The organism is Streptomyces sp. ICC4 (genome assembly GCF_003287915.1).
Classification (GTDB): Bacteria; Actinomycetota; Actinomycetes; order Streptomycetales; family Streptomycetaceae; genus Streptomyces; species Streptomyces tritrimontium.
This window is the reverse complement of record NZ_CP030286.1, coordinates 3183850-3201780: the sequence shown is the minus strand read 5'-3', so window position 1 is coordinate 3201780 and position 17931 is coordinate 3183850. Positions and strand designations below refer to the sequence as shown.

At 74.4% G+C, this 17931-nt stretch carries 10 protein-coding genes; 7 read left to right on the top strand and 3 right to left on the bottom strand.

The window, feature by feature from the left end:
* Positions 1–186: 186 nt before the first annotated feature.
* Positions 187–927 carry a YwiC-like family protein gene (locus DRB89_RS14945; protein WP_239516152.1) on the top strand — a complete coding sequence of 247 codons (741 nt, stop codon included), beginning with the start codon at positions 187–189 and terminating at the stop codon, positions 925–927.
* A 3-nt stretch (positions 928–930) separates the two neighbouring features.
* On the opposite strand, the gene DRB89_RS14940 is transcribed toward DRB89_RS14945, so the two are convergent.
* Both DRB89_RS14940 and DRB89_RS14935 read right to left on the bottom strand, forming a co-directional pair.
* The gene (locus DRB89_RS14940) at positions 931–1803 is read right to left on the bottom strand and encodes a GNAT family N-acetyltransferase (RefSeq protein WP_112450040.1); all 873 of its coding nucleotides are present in this window, start codon (positions 1801–1803) and stop codon (positions 931–933) included.
* A gap of 41 nt (positions 1804–1844) precedes the next feature.
* On the bottom strand, positions 1845–4637 hold the full coding sequence (locus DRB89_RS14935) for a lysylphosphatidylglycerol synthase transmembrane domain-containing protein (RefSeq protein WP_239516151.1): 2793 nt from the start codon (positions 4635–4637) through the stop codon (positions 1845–1847).
* A 158-nt stretch (positions 4638–4795) separates the two neighbouring features.
* Here DRB89_RS14935 and DRB89_RS14930 point away from each other — a divergent pair, with 158 nt between their 5' ends.
* From DRB89_RS14930 to nudC, 5 genes are all read left to right on the top strand, one after another.
* Positions 4796–5152, top strand: coding sequence for an MGMT family protein (locus DRB89_RS14930; RefSeq protein WP_239516150.1), 357 nt, complete (start codon positions 4796–4798; stop codon positions 5150–5152).
* 222 nt (positions 5153–5374) lie between these two features.
* Positions 5375–8983: an ATP-dependent DNA helicase gene (locus tag DRB89_RS14925; protein ID WP_112463858.1), complete on the top strand. Its 3609-nt coding sequence runs from the start codon at positions 5375–5377 to the stop codon at positions 8981–8983.
* Positions 8984–9030: 47 nt separating this feature from the next.
* Positions 9031–12621: an ATP-dependent DNA helicase gene (locus tag DRB89_RS14920; RefSeq protein WP_239516149.1), complete on the top strand. Its 3591-nt coding sequence runs from the start codon at positions 9031–9033 to the stop codon at positions 12619–12621.
* 10 nt (positions 12622–12631) lie between these two features.
* Positions 12632–14086 carry a dipeptidase gene (locus DRB89_RS14915; RefSeq protein ID WP_204357883.1) on the top strand — a complete coding sequence of 485 codons (1455 nt, stop codon included), beginning with the start codon at positions 12632–12634 and terminating at the stop codon, positions 14084–14086.
* Positions 14087–14165: 79 nt separating this feature from the next.
* On the top strand, positions 14166–15101 hold the full coding sequence (nudC, locus tag DRB89_RS14910; protein ID WP_112451929.1) for an NAD(+) diphosphatase: 936 nt from the start codon (positions 14166–14168) through the stop codon (positions 15099–15101).
* 70 nt (positions 15102–15171) lie between these two features.
* Here the strand turns inward: nudC and DRB89_RS14905 are convergent, their stop codons facing one another.
* Entirely contained in the window at positions 15172–15432 is a 261-nt protein-coding gene (locus DRB89_RS14905; protein WP_112451930.1) for a mycoredoxin, read from the bottom strand.
* 182 nt (positions 15433–15614) lie between these two features.
* Here DRB89_RS14905 and DRB89_RS14900 point away from each other — a divergent pair, with 182 nt between their 5' ends.
* Positions 15615–17792, top strand: coding sequence for an ATP-dependent DNA helicase UvrD2 (locus DRB89_RS14900; RefSeq protein WP_204357885.1), 2178 nt, complete (start codon positions 15615–15617; stop codon positions 17790–17792).
* The last annotated feature ends 139 nt before the right edge of the window (positions 17793–17931 follow it).

Below are 17931 nucleotides of genomic sequence, written 5' to 3'. Positions count from 1 at the left end.
CACACGACGCTACGCCCGGCCCCGGGGCGAATCCGATGACAAAGGTCCCGTACGGCCATGACCTAATTCCGGTCTTTCACAGGCCGAGTGGATGCCACCCTGAAAAGGGTCAACTCCGGGGCGGAACCGGAAAATTACGGCTCCGAATGCCAATTTCCGAATTCCGTCGAGCGAAAGGCCGGGAACGTGCCGCCGAAGAACGCCTCCTGGATCCCGGACCAGCACGGGGCGTGGGCGATGCTCACCGTGCCGTTCCTCGCGGGCACGTTCCTCTCCCCGCACCCCGGCCCGCGGCACGCGGCGCTCCTGGCGGCCTGGCTGCTCGGCTACGCCGCGGTCTTCCACGCACAGCAGTGGCTGCGCCTGCGCAAGGTCGCGGCGCGGCGTCCGGCGGTGGCCCGGCGCCACGTCCGCCCGGCACTCGTCCTCGGCGCCGCGAGCGCGCTCGCGGGCATCCCGCTGGTGGTGCTGCACCCCTGGCTGCTGCTCGCCGGTGCGGCGGCGGCGCCCTTCCTCGCGGTGAACACCCGGTACGCCTCCCGCAACCGCGAGCGGGCCCTGGTGAACGGGCTGGCCGCGGTGGTCCCGGCGTGCGGGATGCTGCTGGTCGCCGCGCGGCTGGGCGGCGGCGGCCTGCCGTGGGCGCCCGCCGCCGCCTGCCTGCTGTACTTCGGGGGCACGGTGCCGTACGTGAAGACGATGATCAGGGAGCGCGGCTCCCGTACGCACCTGTGCGGTTCCGTGGCCTGGCACGCGGCGGCCGTGCCCCTGGCGGCCCTGCTCTCCCCGTGGCTGGCGATCCCCTTCGCGGCCTACCTGGCCCGCGCGGTCGCCCTGCCCGGGCGCGGGGTCAGGGTGCCGGTGGTCGGGGCGATCGAGCTAGCCGCCTCGGCGGGCCTGCTCACCGCGCTCCTGCTGGTCTTCTGACCGTCAGAGCGCGCGCGAGCGGATCTCGTCCAGCACGGCGAATCCGGTGCTGTCGTACAGGCCCATCGCGACCTTGTTGCCGCCGAAGACGTTGAACATCATGGCCTCGTCCCCGCCCTGCCGGGTGGCCCACTCGCCCACCGCCATCGCCGCCCGGCCGTAGCCCTTGCCGCGGTGCTCCTCGTACACCTCCAGCGAGAAGCCGAAGGTCACGCCCGGCAGGAACCCGTGGTTGACCCAGCCCGTGCCGATCACCTGACCGCCGGCCTCCAGCGCGTAGAAGGCGTGCCCCGGGGTCCGCATGCCCCGCGGCAGGAAGCGGGCGAAGTCCTCGTCGGACTTGGCTTTGGCCTGCTCCGCGGTCAGGGCTCCGGCCCGGACGATGTCCGCGACGTACGCGGCCTCCTCGCCGGCGTACCAGCCCGGGTACTCCGCCTCGGTGAGCGGGCGCACCGTCAGGCCCGCCGGCAGCCCGGGCCGCTCGGCCGCCGCCCGCATCCGGTTCTGGCCCCGTACGGGGTAGTCGGCGAAGGCCGCCGCTCCGGCTCCGCCGGTGAGCCGGACCTCCACCCGCCGGGCGCCCTGCCCGGCGCACCAGCGCTCGGCCCACGCGCGTCCGGCCGCCGCGCCCCCGGCCACCGCCGTCAGATCGTGGATCCGGCCGACGGCCGCCCCGCCGTCCCCGTCCACCCCGACCGCGATCCACCCGGTGCCGTCGGTGGCCACCGTCCAGTCGTCGATCCCCTTCAGCGCCTTGTCCAGCAGGGCCCTGGCCAGCGGCTCCGAGCAGCCCGCGGCCCGGTACCCGCAGAGCACCCGCTCCTCGAAGCCTTTGCGCCACTCGGCCCGGTCCGCGACGATCCGTATCCCGTTCATCCGGCCACCCTAGGCAGGGTCACCGACAGGACTCCAAGGCTTTAGATCGCTTCCTTGCGCGTCAGGAAGTTGAACGAGATCCACCCCGGCAGCACCGGCAGCCAGAACGTCATCACCCGGAACAGCAGGACCGACGCCGCGGCGACCTGCCCGTCCAGCCCCGCCGCGATCAGGCCCAGCGTCAGCGTGGTCTCCACCGCGCCGATGCCGCCCGGGGTCGGCGCCGCCGAACCGAGGGCGTTGCCCGCCAGGAAGACGACCGCGATGCTCGCGTAACTGATGGCCTCGCCGCCGCCGAAGGCGCGGATCGAGGCGTCCAGGCACATCACGAAGCAGCCGGTCAGCAGCAGCATCCCGCCGATGCCCGTCAGGAGCTTCTGCGGCCGCTGGAGCACGTCCAGCATGCGCGGGACCACTCCGGCGAACAGCGCCCGTACCCGGGTCGCCACGAACTTGCGCAGGAACGGCACGGCCGTGACCACCAGCACCAGCACCGCCACCGTGAGCAGACCCGCGATGACCGTCCTCGACGGGGTCATCTCCGGCGTCTTCTCCGTCCCCGTCAGATAGCCGAAGGACAGCAGCAGCAGGATGTGGCTGGCCAGGCCGAAGAGCTGCGAGGCGCCGACACTGGCCACCGCCAGCCCCGGCCGGATCCCCGCCCGCTGCAGGAAGCGGGTGTTCAGCGCGACCCCGCCGACCGCCGCCGGCGCCACCAGCTTCACGAAGGATCCGGCGACCTGCGCCAGTACCGTCCGCAGGAACGGCACCCGCTCGGGCACGAAGCCCAGCAGGCTCATCGCCGCGGCGAAGTAGGTCAGCGCGGAGAAGCCCAGCGCCGCCCCGACCCAGCCCCACCGCGCGTCGCTGATGGTCGTCCCGAAGTCCACGTGCGCGAGCTGCGTGATCAGGAAGTACGCACCGAAGGCGCCCGCGATGAACGACACCAGGGTGCGCGGCCGGATCCGCTCCAGCCGGGCCGGCTCCACCGGCGCCTGCGGGCGGATCAACAGCACCTGCTGGCGGATCTGGCTCAGCAGGTCCTCCTCGCGGGCCCCGTCGAGCGCATCGTCCAGCGCCTTCTTCTCGGCCTTGCGGTCGGCCGCCGAGCGCGCCGCGGACGAGGCGGAGTCGGCCCCGCGCGCCGCCTTCGCCGCCCGCGAGGACTCTAGTACCGCTTCCCGCTCCCGGTCCGCTCGCTCCCGCGCGAGCCTGCGCAGCGTCGCCCGGGTGGAGCGGCTCAGCGCGATCGGCTGGAGCAGCGGCAGGCAGTCCGCCACCGCGTCCGGACCGAGCACCGACACCGCCGAGGCGACCGAACGCTCGGCGCCGACCCGCAGGCCGAGGGTGGTGAGCAACTGCGCGATGTCCATGCGCAGCACGAGGTCGCCGGCCGCGATCTCGCCGCCGCGCATGTCGGTCAGGGTGATGGTGCCGGTGGTGCCGGTGCCGGAACGATCCACCACCAGGGCGTCCCCGGTCAGCCGCCGGTGCGCGATCCGCCGCGACTGCAGCGCCCGTACCTGCTGCCACGCGTTGCGGCTCAGCTCGTCGGTGATCTCCTCGTCGGCCAGCTGGTCCAGGCTCCGGCCGCCCAGGTGCTCGTAGACGAGCATCACGGCGTCCGGGCCCAGCTCGGAGGTGGCGATGAGCTTGGGCGCGTTGGCCCCGGCGGCGATGGCCGCGTACGCGAGCAGTGCCTCCTGCTCCAGGGCCTGGCGCAGCGACTGCAGGCTGCGCCGGGTGGTGATGCCGCGCAGCGTCAGCCGGCGCCAGACCCGGTAGTAGAAACCGTGGGCCTGCTGCTCCCGGTCGACGACGGTGACGTCGAGCGGCGGGCCGTCCTCCAACGTGACGTGGTAGCGCCGGCCGCGGTCGCTGACATCCGTGCTGTCGGGCCCCTCGGGGGACTCGGCCCGCATCGCGCTGACCGGCTGGAAGCCGACCCGGCGCAGCCCGGCGAGGAGGTTCTGCCCGGTGGGCCGCACGTTCGGAGAGCCGACCGCGTACAGCGTTCCGTACGCGACGCTCCAGCCGATCAGCACGGTCAGGACGATCGAGAAGGGCGTGGTGTAGCCGCTGACCAGCATCGCGAAGGCGTCCAGCAGCAGGACCACCCACAGCGCGACCCGCCAGCGCGGCCGCCGGGTCATCCCGACCGCCGTCATGTACGCGATCACGGGCGCGAGATAGCCGTGCACCGGGTCGGTGAGGGCCCCGCCGGCTCCGGTGGGGCGGGTCAGGGCGTCCTGGATGGTCTCGGAGGCCGCTTGGGAGACCCACAGGTCGGTGGCGAGGGTGACGCCGTGCGCGAGGACGGCGGCGAGCACGCCGTCGGCGATGCGCAGCCCGTCGCGTTTGATCAGCCGCTCGATGGCGAAGGCCACCGGCACGAGGAGCACGGCGATGCTGGACACCAGTCCGGCGACCTTGATCAGCATGTCCGGCGCCTGGCCGGTGCCGTCGCTGATGTCCTGCTCCAGACCCGCGGTGGTGCGCTGGGCGAAGGCGGCGATGCCGAGGACCAGGGCGATGCCCAGGATGCCGACGAGGAGCCGGACGAGGTCGGACGGGCGGTGCACGCGGGCGGCCAGCAGCGGTTCGTCCACTTCGACCTGGTCGACGGCGGCCGGCGTGTGGTCGTGCGGGGCCGCGGGCGCCGGGGAGCCTGTGGGGCCTGTGGGGCCTGTGGGGCCCGTGGGGCCCGTGGAGTCCGGGTGGCCCGGCGAGTCCTCGGCCGCGGGGTCCCCGGCCGCGGGGTTCTCGGGGCCCTTGGTGTCTCCGGCGCCCGTGGAGTCCCCGGCGTCTCTGGAGTCTCCGTCCGGAGGACTCACACCCTGCTCCCTTCCCGTCACTGCCGTCTCTTTTTGATCACGTATCACGCGTCACCGCCCGGAAGATGGTGGCACGGACCGGCGGCCGACCGGGGCATCAGGGTGCGAGCCGGTACGGAACCCGGGCTTCCACACCCGTGCCCGTCCCGTGCGGCACCATGGGCCGAATGAGCGAAGAGCTGCCCGCGTACGCGGAGCGGGTGCTGGAGGCGGCCGAGCGGATTCCGCCCGGCCGGGTGATGACGTACGGCGACATCGCCGAGTGGCTCGGCGAGGGAGGCCCCCGCCAGGTCGGCCGCGTGATGGCGCTGTACGGGGGAGCCGTGCCCTGGTGGCGCGTGGTGCGGGCGGACGGCCGCCCGCTGCCCGGCAGTGAGGCGCGCGCGCTGGAGCACTACCGCGCCGAGGCCACCGCGCTGCGCCTGACCGGTGACGGCGAACCGCGCCTCGACATGCGGCGGGCGCGCTGGGACGGGCACGGCGGGGACGCAGCGCGGGACGAAGGTCACATCTGACAGCTTCGGCCATGTGCGGCCCGAACGGGCGGTCGAAGGGACGTCCGAAGCCCCGTACGAGGGATGCGTGGGACCGGATGGCACTGCGCGGGGCGCGCGGGTTGCCGTAGCGTTGCCTCTTCGGCTCCGGCCGGCACCACCGCGACGCCCGCAGACCCACCAGGACCGGCACCCCACGTGAACACCTCTTCCTCCGACGGCCACCGCTCCGAGCGGCGGCGCATGCGGACCCCCGACGCGTACCGCCTGGTGCGCACCGGGCCGCAGCGGGTGGATCCCCCTGTGCTGGACGCAGCACAGCGCGCGGTGGTTGACCACACGGGCGGCCCGCTGCTGGTGCTCGCCGGACCGGGCTCCGGCAAGACCACCACACTGGTCGAGGCCGTCGCCGCCCGCGTGGAGGCCGGCACCGACCCCGCCCGCGTCCTGATCCTCACCTTCAGCCGCAAGGCCGCGGTGGAACTGCGCGACCGGACCGCCCTGCGGCTCGGCGGCGCCCGCGCCCCGCAGGCCACCACCTTCCACTCCTTCTGCTACGGACTGGTCCGCGCCCACCAGGACACCGACCTGTTCGCGGACCCGCTGCGGCTGCTCTCCGGTCCGGAGCAGGACGTCATGGTCCGCTCCCTGCTGGAGGGCCAGCGCCGGATCCGCCCCGGCGCCGCCATCCGCTGGCCGGACGACCTGCGGGCCGCGCTGACCACGCGCGGTTTCGCCGACGAGGTCCGCGCGGTGCTGGCCCGCGCGCGCGAGCTGGGGCTGGGACCGGCCGCCCTCTCCGACTTCGCCTCGCGCCTGGGCCGCCCGGACTGGAAGGCGGCCGCGGCCTTCCTCTCCGAGTACCTGGACGTCCTGGACCTCCAGGGCACCCTGGACTACGCCGAACTGCTGCACCGCGCCGTGCTGCTGGCCGAGCGCACGCCCGAGGTGTCCTCCCTGTACGACGTGATCTACGTCGACGAGTACCAGGACACGGACGCCTCGCAGCTGCGGCTGCTGCGCGCGCTGGCCGGTCCGGCCGGCCGGCTGACCGCCTTCGGCGACCCGGACCAGTCGATCTACGCCTTCCGCGGCGCCGACATCAACAACATCCTGGACTTCGAGACCTCCTTCCCGGGCGCGGCCGTGCGGGCCCTCACCGTCTCGCGCCGCTCGTCCTCCGTGCTGCTGGCCGCCACCCGGCAGCTGACCGCGCGCATGCCGATGCCGCGCCTGCCCTCGGCGGCGGTACGGGCCCACCGCGCGCTCGCGTCGACCCGCGAGGGCGGCCGGGTCGAGGTGTCCACCTACCCGACCGCGGGCGCGGAACTCGACAACATCGCCGACATCCTGCGCCGGGCCCACCTGGAGGAGGGCGTGCCGTGGCAGGACATGGCCGTCCTGGTCCGCGCGGGCGGCCGCACCCTCCCGCAGATGCGCCGCGCGCTGATCGCGGCGGGAGTCCCGGCCGAGACGGACGGCACGGACATCCCGCTGCGCCACGAACCCGCCGTGGCCCCCCTCCTGACGGCCCTGCGCATCCTCGCGCTGACCGGAGCGGAAACCGCCCCGGAGCCGGAACCGGCCGCGAAGCCCTCCGAACCCGCCGAGCCCTCCGAACCCGCCGAGCCGGCCGAACCCTCCGAACCCGCCGAGCCGGCCGAACCCGCCGAGCCCTCCGAAGCCGCCGAGGGGGCCGAAGCCGCCGGGTCCCCCGAGCCAGCAGAGCCGGCCGAAGTCGCCGGGTCCGCCGAGCCGGCCGAAGCCGCCGAGCCCGCCGAGGGGGCCGAAGCCGCCGAGCCGGCCGGGTCCGCCGAGCCGGCCGGGTCCGCCGAGCCGGCCGGGTCCGCCGAGGCGGCCGGGGCGGGCGACGCCGCCGAGGGCGCGGAAGCCGCCGGGCCCGCCGACGCCGACCGGGCGCCGGACCCGGCCGACGCGCCCGCCGACGCCGACGCCCGGGACGAGGGGTGGATCGGGGTCGAGGCCGCGCTCGTCCTGCTCGCCTCGCCGCTCGGCGGCATGGACTCCGCCGACCTGCGCCGCCTCGGCCGCGCCCTGCGCGACGAGGAGCGGGCCGCCGGGATCAAGACCCCCGCCCCCTCCGACGTACTCCTCGCCCGCGCCCTCGCCGAGCCCGAACGGCTCGTCGCGCACGACCCCTCCTACGCCCGCGGAGCGCAGCGCCTCGGCCTCCTGCTGCGCAAGGCCCGCGAACTCCTCGCCGGCGGCGGCACCGCCGAAGAGGTCCTGTGGACCCTCTGGGACGGCACCCCCTGGCCGCAGCGCCTGGAGCGCGGCGCCCGCCGGGGCGGGCCCGGCGGCCGCAACGCCGACCGCGACCTCGACGCCGTCTGCGCGCTCTTCGACACCGCCGCCCGCGCGGAGGAGCGCACCGGCGGAGCGGGCGCGCTCAACTTCCTCGAGCAGCTCGAAGCCGAGGACATCGCGGGCGACACCCTCACCCCCCGCGCCACCCGCCGCGAGGCCGTCCGCCTCATGACCGCGCACCGCTCCAAGGGCCTGGAGTGGTCCCTCGTCGTCGTCGCCGGCGTACAGGAAGGGCTCTGGCCGGACCTGCGCCGCCGCGGCTCCCTCCTCGAAGCCGACCGCATCGGACGCGACGGCCTCGCCGAGCCCCTCACCCCCGGCGCGCTCCTCTCCGAGGAGCGCCGCCTCTTCTACGTCGCCGCCACCCGCGCCCGTGACCGCCTCGTCGTCACCGCCGTCAAGGCCCCCGCCGACGACGGGGACCAGCCCTCCCGCTTCCTCACCGAGCTCGGCACACCCGTCAAGGACGTCACCGGACGCCCCCGCCGCCCCCTGGCGGTCCCCGCGCTCGTCGCCGAGCTCCGCGCCACCACCGTCGACCCCGCCGCCTCGCCCGCGCTCCGCGAGGCCGCCGCCCGCCGCCTCGCCCGCCTCGCCGTGCTCACCGACGACGAGGACCGCCCGCTCGTCCCCGCCGCGCACCCGCAGCGCTGGTGGGGCCTGTACGAGCCCACCCGCAGCAGCGTCCCGCTCCGCGACCGGGACCGCCCCGTCGCCCTGTCCGGCTCCGCCCTGGACCAGCTCGCCAACACCTGCTCCCTCCAGTGGTTCCTGGGCCGCGAGGTCAAGGCCGACGCCCCCTCCACCGCCGCCCAGGGCTTCGGCAACGTCGTCCACGTCCTCGCCGACGAGGTCGCCTCCGGCCGTACCCCCGCCGACCTCGCCGTCCTGATGGAACGCCTCGACACCGTCTGGGACTCGCTCGCCTTCGACGCCCCCTGGAAATCGCGCCAGGAGAAGGACAACGCCCGCGCCGCCCTGGAGCGCTTCCTGCGCTGGCACACCACCGACCGCGGGGGCCGGGCGACCGTGGCCACGGAGCACGACTTCGACGTCACGCTCGAAGCGGGCGAGTACGCCGTCCGCGTCCGGGGCTCCATGGACCGCGTCGAGGCGGACCCGCAGGGCCGCGCGTACGTCGTCGACTTCAAGACCGGCAAGTCCGCGCCGACGGCCAAGGAGGTCGACCGCCACCCGCAGCTCGCCGTCTACCAGCTCGCCGTGCGCGAGGGCGCCGTCGACGAGGTCTTCGAGGGACTGCGCCCCGAACCGGGCGGCGCCGAGCTCGTGCAGCTGCGCCAGGGCGCCGCCCAGCGCGAGGGCGGCGACACGGTCCCCAAGATCCAGGCGCAGCAGGCCCTGGAGGGCGGCTCCTCCGGGGAGTGGGTCGGCGACCTCCTCGCCACCGCCGCCGGCCGGGTCCTGGAGGAGCGCTTCGCCCCCGTCCTCGGCAAGCACTGCGACCACTGCTCCTTCCGCAACGCGTGCAGCGCCCGTCCCGAAGGCCGCCAGACGGTGGAGTAGTCCGGCCGACGGCGGGGAGTGTCGGTGCGGGCGGCTAGCCTTTTTACGTGTCCGCGCGTCCGCCCGCCCCTCCGGTACTCACCGATCCCGAGCAGCTCAAGGAGCTCCTGGGGATCCCCTTCACGCCCGAACAGATGGCGTGCGTCACGGCCCCCGCGGCCCCGCAGGTCATCGTGGCCGGCGCCGGATCCGGCAAGACCACCGTCATGGCCGCCCGCGTGGTGTGGCTCGTCGGCACCGGCGCGGTCGCGCCCGAGCAGGTCCTCGGCCTGACCTTCACCAACAAGGCCGCCGGCGAGCTCGCCGAGCGCGTGCGCGGGGCCCTGGCGCGGGCCGGCATCAGCGATCCGGACCCCTCCCCGGCCGAGGCCGACTCGGCGGGCGGCGAGCCCCGCATCTCGACGTACCACGCCTTCGCCGGACAGCTCCTGAAGGACCACGGCCTGCGCATCGGGCTGGAGCCCAGCGCCCGGCTCCTCGCCGACGCCACCCGCTTCCAGCTCGCCGCCCGGGTGCTCCGCGAGGCCCCCGGACCGTATCCGGCGCTCACCAAATCCCTTCCCGACCTGGTCAGCGACCTGCTCGCGCTCGACGGGGAGCTCTCCGAGCACCTCGTACCGCCGGAGCGGCTGCGCGCGTACGACACGGAGCTGCTCTCCGTCCTCGCCGGCACCAAGCTGAGCAACGAGGACCTGCGCAAGGTGCCCGAGGCCGTGCGCGGCCGGCTCGAACTGCTGGAACTGACCGAGCGCTACCGCACCGCCAAACGATCCCGCGACCTCCTCGACTTCAGCGACCAGATAGCCCTCTCCGCACAGCTCGCCACCACCCGGCCCGAGGTCGGGGCGCTGCTGCGCGAGGAGTTCCGCGTGGTGCTGCTCGATGAGTACCAGGACACCTCCGTCGCGCAGCGACTGCTGCTGTCCGGGCTGTTCGGCGCGGGCACCGGGCACGCGGTGACCGCCGTCGGCGACCCCTGCCAGGCCATCTACGGCTGGCGCGGCGCCTCCGTGGCCAACCTCGACGACTTCCCGGAGCACTTCCCGCACGCCGACGGCAGCCCCGCCACCCGCTTCTCCCTCAGCGAGAACCGGCGCAGCGGCGGCCGCCTGCTCGAGCTGGCCAACGAGCTGGCCGCCCCGCTCCGCGCGATGCACGAGGGCGTCGAGGCCCTGCGCCCCGCGCCGGGCGCCGAGTACGACGGCACGGTGCGCTGCGCCCTGCTGGAGACCCACGCGCAGGAGCTCGACTGGCTCGGCGACTCCGTCGCCCACCTGGTCCGCACGGGTACGGAGCCGCGCGAGATCGCCGTCCTGTGCCGCTCGGCCGGGGACTTCGCGCGCATCCAGGCGGTCCTGGTCGAGCGGGACGTCCCCGTCGAGGTGGTCGGGCTCGCCGGGCTCCTCCACCTCCCGGAGGTCGCGGACCTCGTCGCCGTCTGCGAGGTCCTCCAGGACCCGGGCGCCAACGCCTCCCTGGTCCGGCTGCTCATCGGGCCGCGCTGGCGGATCGGCGCGCGGGACCTGGCACTGCTGGGCCGCCGGGCGCGCACGCTGATCGCCCGCGGGCCGGGCGGCGAGGGCGACGCCGACGACCGCCTGGCGGCGGCCGTGGAGGGCGTGGACCCGGCGGAGATCGTGTCACTGGCCGATGCGCTCGAAACGTTCCTCGACGGCTCCGGATCCGGTTCCGGTTCGGGCCCGGGCTCCGGTTCGGGCTCCGGCCCCGACGAGCTCCCCTTCTCCGCCGCCGCCCGGGTCCGGTTCGCCCACCTCGCGCAGGAGCTGCGGGACCTGCGGCGCTCACTCGCGGACCCGCTGATGGACGTACTGCACCGGGTGCTGTCGGCGACCGGCCTCGATGTGGAACTGGCCGCGTCCCCGCACGCGCTGGCGGCCCGCCGCCGGGAGACCCTGTCGAGCTTCATGGACGTGGCGGCCGGCTTCGCCTCCCTCGACGGCGAGGCCTCCCTCCTGGCCTTCCTGGCCTTCCTGCGCACGGCCGCCCAGTACGAGAAGGGCCTGGACCACGCGCTGCCCGGCGGGGAGAACACGGTCAAGGTGCTCACGGCCCACAAGTCCAAGGGCCTGGAGTGGGACGTGGTGGTGGTCCCCGACCTGTGCGCGGGCTCCTTCCCCAAGGAGAAGGCCCCGGAGGCCTGGACCTCGTACGCGAAGGTCCTCCCGTACGCCCTGCGCGGGGACGCGCCGACCCTGCCGCCCGCCCCGGAGTGGACCTCGCAGGGCATGAAGGCCTTCAAGTCCGCCCTCAAGTCCCACAAGGCCGTCGAGGAGCTCCGCCTCGGCTACGTCACCTTCACCCGGCCCCGCTCGCTCCTCCTGGCCTCGGGCCACTGGTGGGGTCCGACACAGAAGAAGCCGCGCGGCCCCTCCGCCTTCCTCTCCGCGCTGTACGACCACTGCGTGTCCGGCCACGGCGAGATCGAGGCCTGGGCCGACACCCCGGAATCCGGCGCCGAGAACCCGGCCCTGGCCACCGAGTCCACCCCGGACACCTCCTGGCCCCTCCCGCTCGACCCCGGGTCCCTGGCCCTGCGCCGCGCGGCGGCGGCCCTCGTCGAATCCCACCTGACCGCCGCGGCCGCCTCCCCACGGGCGCCGGCGTCGACGCAGGCGTCCCCGTCCCCGTCCCCGTACACGTCCGCGTCCCCGGACGAGGACGGCTACCTCTGGCCCCCGGACTGCGAGGACCCGGCGTACGAGGAGGAGCCCGCCTGGCCGGACCCCGGCCCCGCCGACGACGACCTCCGGCCCGAGGCCGCTCCCGCCGACGACGGCGCCGGCGACCTCTGGCCGCGGGCCCCGGCGCCCGCCGGGCAGGACCTGTGGCCGCAGGCCCGGGACGAGGCCCCGGCGGAGCCGCGCCCCGCCGCGCCGGCCGGCCTCACCCCGGAGGACGCCCGCGCCATCGCCTCCTGGGACCGCGACCTCGACGCCCTGGAGGGCGAGCTCCGCCGCGCCAGGGCCGCCGTCCGCGACGTCGAGCTGCCCGCCGCGCTCTCCGCCAGCCAGCTGATGCGCCTCGCCGCCGACGAGCAGGGCTTCGTCCGCGACCTCGCCCGCCCCATGCCCAAGCCCCCGCAGCCCGCCGCGCGCCAGGGCACCCGCTTCCACGCCTGGGTGGAGTCCCGCTTCGACGAGCTCCCCCTCCCGCTCCTCGATGTCCTCGACCCCGCGACCGAGCTGCCCGGCGCCGGCGCGGAATCCGGCCAGGACATCGCCGACGAGGCCGACCTGGACTCCCTCAAGGCCGCCTTCGAGCGCAGCGAGTACGCCGACCGCACCCCGTACCGCATGGAGGTCCCCGTCCAGCTGACCCTCGCGGGCCGGGTGATCCGCGGCCGGATCGACGCCGTGTACCGCGGCCCCGACGGCACGTACGAGATCGTCGACTGGAAGACCGGCCGGACGGCCGAGGCGGACCCCCTCCAGCTCGCCGTCTACCGCCTGGCCTGGGCGGAGGCCACGAACACCCCCCTCGCCGAGGTCACCGCCGCCTTCCTGCACGTGCGCAGCGGCCGCGTCGTCCGCCCCCGCAACCTCCCCGGCCGCGCGCGTCTTGAGCAGATCCTCCAAGGCAAAACGGACACGGAAAGCGACCTCCGAACAGAAGGCTAGGCTCGTGTCCATGAGCGACACCCCGGCGGACAGCGTCGTCCGCACGTACATCGACACGCACCGCGCCGCCTTCCTCGACGACCTCGCCGAGTGGCTCCGCATCCCTTCGGTCTCGGCCCAGCCCGAGCACGCGGACGACGTACGGCGCAGCGCCGACTGGCTGGCGGCGAAGCTCAAGGAGACCGGTTTCCCGGTCACCGAGGTCTGGCGGACGGGCACCGCGGACGCCCCCGGAGCGCCCGCCGTCTTCGCGCACTGGCCCAGCGACGACCCCGCCGCGCCCACCGTCCTGGTCTACGGGCACCACGACGTGCAGCCCGCCGCCCTCGCCGACGGCTGGCACACCGACCCATTCGAACCGGTCGTCAAGGACGGCCGGATGTACGGGCGCGGCGCCGCCGACGACAAGGGCCAGGTGTTCTTCCACACCCTCGGCGTGCGCGCGCACCTGGCCGCGACCGGCGCAGCAGCCCCCGCCGTGCACCTCAAGCTCATCGTCGAGGGCGAGGAGGAGTCCGGCTCCCCGCACTTCCGCGCCCTGGTCGAGCGCGAGGCCCGGCGCCTCGCCGCCGACATCGTGATCGTCTCCGACACCGGGATGTGGTCCGAGACCACCCCCACCGTCTGCACCGGCATGCGCGGCGTCGCCGACTGCGAGATCGACCTGTACGGCCCGGACCAGGACATCCATTCGGGCGCCTTCGGCGGCGCCGTGCCGAACCCGGCCACCGTCGCGGCCCGCCTCGTCGCGGCCCTGCACGACGCGGACGAGCGGGTCACGGTCCCCGGCTTCTACGACGGCATCGCCGAGCTCACGGACGCCGAGCGCGAGCTGATCGCCGAGCTGCCCTTCGACGAGGGCGAGTGGCTGCGCACGGCCAAGTCGTACGCGGCCGCCGGCGAGGCGGGCTACTCCACGCTGGAGCGCGTCTGGGCCCGCCCGACCGCCGAGGTCAACGGCATCGGCGGCGGTTACCAGGGTCCCGGCGGCAAGACCATCGTGCCCGCCTCCGCGCACCTGAAGCTGTCGTTCCGCCTGGTCTCAGGGCAGGACCCGTACGCGATCGAGGCCGCCGTCGCGGGCTGGGTCGCGGAGCGCGTCCCCGCCGGAATCCGGCACTCCATCACTTTCGGCGCCCCCACCCGGCCGTGCCTGACCCCGCTGGACCACCCGGCGCTGCAGTCGGTCGTCCGGGCCATGGGCCGGGCCTTCGGGCAGAAGATCCGCTTTACCCGCGAGGGCGGTTCGGGTCCGGCGGCGGACCTCCAGGACGTGCTGGCCGCACCCGTACTCTTCCTCGGGATCTCCGTGCCCTCCGACGGCTGGCACGCGCCGAACGAGAAGGTGGAGCTCGACCTGCTCGCCAAGGGGGTGGAGACGACGGCGTACCTCTGGGGCGACCTGGCCGCCCACTGGAAGCCCGCCGGACCCGCCGGGCCCGCTGGAGCCGCCGTCACCGCCTGATCCGCCGCCGTCACCGCCCGCCGCACACCGTCCTGCTGAGCCTGCCCGTGTCCCGCCACCGGGGGAGTTGGAAGTACCTGTGAGCACCCATACCGAGCACGAGCGCCCGATCTCGCTGGCCGCGCCCAGCGGAATCGACCGGGCCGCGCACCACCGCCTCGACGAGGCGTGGCTCGCCGCCGCCTGGAGCCACCCGAGCACCCGCGTCTTCGTCGTCTCGGGCGGCCAGGTCCTGGTCGACGACACCCCCGACGGCGGCACCGGCATCCTGATGACCCCGGCCTTCGAAGCCCCGGTCACCGAGACCCACCGGTACTTCCTGGGCACCGACGAGGACGGCGTACGGTACTTCGCGCTCCAGAAGGACTCGCTGCCCGGCCGCATGGACCAGTCGGCCCGCCCGGCGGGCCTGCGCGAGGCCGGCATGCTGCTCTCCCCGCGGGACGCCGGGCTGATGGTGCACGCGGTGGCGCTGGAGAACTGGCAGCGCATGCACCGCTTCTGCTCGCGCTGCGGCGAGCGCACGGTGGTCGCGGCCGCCGGGCACATCCGCCGCTGCCCGGGCTGCGGCGCCGAGCACTACCCGCGCACCGATCCGGCCGTGATCATGCTGGTCACGGACGAGCAGGACCGGGCGCTGCTGGGCCGCCAGGTGCACTGGCCGGAGGGGCGCTTCTCGACGCTGGCCGGGTTCGTGGAGCCGGGCGAGTCCATCGAGCAGTCCGTCATCCGCGAGGTGTGGGAGGAGGCGGGCGTCAAGGTCGGCGAGGTCGACTACGTCGCCAGCCAGCCCTGGCCGTTCCCGTACAGCCTGATGCTGGGCTTCACGGCCCGCGCCACCACCTCCGAGATCAACGTCGACGGCGAGGAGATCCAGGAGGCCCGCTGGTTCTCCCGCGAGGACCTGCGCGCGGCGATCGAGGCGGGCGAGGTGCTCCCGCCGGCGGGCATCTCCATCGCGGCCCGGCTGGTCGAGCTCTGGTACGGCGAGCCGCTGCCGAGGCCCACGGCGTAACGTTCGTCACAGCAGAAGGCCCCCGCCGAGGCGGGGGCCTTTCCTGTGCGCGCGGCGGGGCGGGCGCCGGTCAGACGGCGAGGGCCTGCTTGACCTGGGCCAGCGACGGGTTGGTCATGACCGACTCGCTGCCCGCGGAGGACGTCACGAGCACGGTGGGAACCGTCTGGTTGCCGCCGTTCGCCTTCTCCACGAACGCCGCGGACGCCGGGTCGAGCTCGATGTTGATCTCGGTGTAGGCGATGCCCTCGCGGTCCATCTGGCTCTTGAGCCGGCGGCAGTAGCCGCACCAGGTCGTGCTGTACATCGTGACCGTGCCCGTGTCCTGCATGCTGCGCTCTCCTCTGTGAAGGCTCGTTGGTCCGAGTACTCGAACGCACGGGACCGCGCCGCCATTCCCCCGCGCGGCCCCTCGTCCGTGAGCGGGCCGCTCCCGGTCCGTAAATACGACCGCACCCGCGAGCCTGTGGACGAGTTTCCCGCCCTCCCCACGAGACCTGGCAGCATGGCGGGGTGACATCAGCAACGCACTCCTCATCCTTCACGGCCGGCGCCGACTCGGCCGACGCGGTGCTCCTGGGCCTGGACCCGGAGCAGCGCGAGGTCGCGACGACCCTGCGCGGGCCGGTGTGCGTGCTGGCCGGAGCGGGCACCGGCAAGACCCGGGCGATCACCCACCGCATCGCCTACGGGGTCCGCTCGGGGCAGCTGATGCCGGCGAGCGTGCTGGCCGTCACCTTCACCAACCGCGCCGCCGGAGAGATGCGCGGCCGCCTGCGCGAGCTCGGCGCCGGCGGGGTGCAGGCGCGCACCTTCCACTCCGCCGCGCTGCGCCAGCTCCAGTTCTTCTGGCCCAGGGCGGTCGGCGGCGATGTGCCCCGGCTGCTGGAGCGCAAGATCCAGTTCGTCGCGGAGGCCGGCGCCCGCTGCCGCGTCCGCCTCGACCGGAACGAGCTGCGCGACGTCACGGGCGAGATCGAGTGGGCGAAGGTCACTCAAACAGTGCCCGCGGACTATCCGGCGGCCGCCGTCAAATCGGGCCGCGAGGCCCCCCGGGACCTGGCCGAGATCGCCCAGATCTACGGGATGTACGAACAGCTCAAGCGTGACCGCGGCATGATCGACTTCGAGGACGTGCTGCTCCTCACCGTCGGCATCCTGCAGGACCGCCACGACATCGCCGAGCAGATCCGCACCCAGTACCAGCACTTCGTGGTCGATGAGTACCAGGACGTCAGCCCGCTCCAGCAGCGCCTGCTCGACCTCTGGCTCGGCGAGCGCGACAGCCTCTGCGTCGTCGGCGACGCCAGCCAGACCATCTACTCCTTCACCGGCGCCACCCCCGACCACCTGCTGAACTTCCGCACCAAGTACCCGCAGGCCACCGTGGTCAAGCTGGTGCGCGACTACCGCTCCACCCCGCAGGTCGTGCACCTCGCCAACGGCCTGCTGAACCAGGCCAGGGGGCGCGCGGCCGAGCACCGCCTCGAACTGGTCTCCCAGCGCGAGCCCGGCCCCGACCCGGTCTACGCCGAGTACCCCGACGAGCCCGCCGAGGCCGAGGGCGTCGCCCGCCGGATCCGCGACCTCATCGCCGCCGGCGTCCCGGCCGGCGAGATCGCCGTGCTCTACCGCATCAACGCCCAGTCCGAGGTCTACGAGCAGGCCCTCGCCGATGCCTCGGTCCCCTACCAGCTGCGCGGCGCCGAGCGCTTCTTCGAGCGAGGCGAGGTGCAGAAGGCGATCCTCGCGCTGCGCGGAGCCGCCCGCTCCGGCGGCAACGACCCCCTGCTCGACGACGTCGTGGAGCTCGGCTCCCAAGTCCGGGCCGTGCTCAGCTCGACGGGCTGGACGGGCGAGCCGCCCGCCGGCTCCGGCGCCGTGCGCGACCAGTGGGAATCGCTGGCCGCGCTGGTCCGGCTCGCCGAGGACTTCGCCCGCGCCCGGCCCGGCGCCAACCTGTCCGACCTGACCGCCGAGCTCGATGAGCGCAAGGCCGCCCAGCACGCGCCGACCGTCCAGGGCGTCACCCTCGCCTCGCTGCACGCGGCGAAGGGCCTGGAGTGGGACGCGGTGTTCCTCGCCGGCCTGACCGACGGCATGATGCCGATCACTTACGCCAAGACCGACGAGCAGATCGAGGAGGAGCGCCGGCTGCTCTACGTCGGCGTCACCCGGGCCCGGCACCACCTGACGCTCTCCTGGGCCCTCTCCCGGGCTCCGGGCGGCCGGGGGTCCCGACGGCCCAGCCGCTTCCTGAACGGCCTGCGGCCGGGCTCCGTGGCCCCGGGAACCGCGGCGGGCGGCGCGGGCGGGCCCGCCGGCACGGGACCGGCCCGCAAGCGCGGCCGCCGCGGCCCGGTCCTGTGCCGGGTCTGCGGCAAGACGCTGACCGAAGCCGGCGAGCTGAAGCTGATGCGCTGCGAGGACTGCCCGTCGGACATGGACGAAGGGCTCTACGAGCGGCTGCGCGACTGGCGCGCCGTCCAGGCGAAGGAACAGGGCATGCCCGGCTACTGCGTCTTCACGGACAAGACGCTGATGGCGATCGCGGAGGCCACGCCCGCCGAGCCGGGGGAGCTCGCGATGATCTCCGGAGTGGGTGCGCGCAAGCTCGAGCGGTACGGAGCCGATGTGCTGGCCATCTGCGCAGGTGGGGAGCCGGAGGGGGCGGATCCTGACGGCGCGTAGAAACTCGTCGGAAAAATAGTTTGCACATGCCCAGCGAATCCCCATAGGTTCTTAGCAACGGAAACGGTGGCTTCTCCGAAGCCCCGGATCCGTGCTGTACTTATCCGAATACGCATGGGACCAGGCCTCCGGGCCGGGT

Bases quoted from the DNA above. Each gene is read 5' to 3' on its own strand.
- DRB89_RS14940 (WP_112450040.1), bottom strand. From the start codon at position 1,803: ATGAACGGGATACGGATCGTCGCGGACCGGGCCGAGTGGCGCAAAGGC.
- DRB89_RS14930 (WP_239516150.1), top strand. From the start codon at position 4,796: ATGGGCCGAATGAGCGAAGAGCTGCCCGCGTACGCGGAGCGGGTGCTG.
- DRB89_RS14925 (WP_112463858.1), top strand. From the start codon at position 5,375: ATGCGGACCCCCGACGCGTACCGCCTGGTGCGCACCGGGCCGCAGCGG.
- DRB89_RS14915 (WP_204357883.1), top strand. From the start codon at position 12,632: ATGAGCGACACCCCGGCGGACAGCGTCGTCCGCACGTACATCGACACG.
- DRB89_RS14905 (WP_112451930.1), bottom strand. From the start codon at position 15,432: ATGCAGGACACGGGCACGGTCACGATGTACAGCACGACCTGGTGCGGC.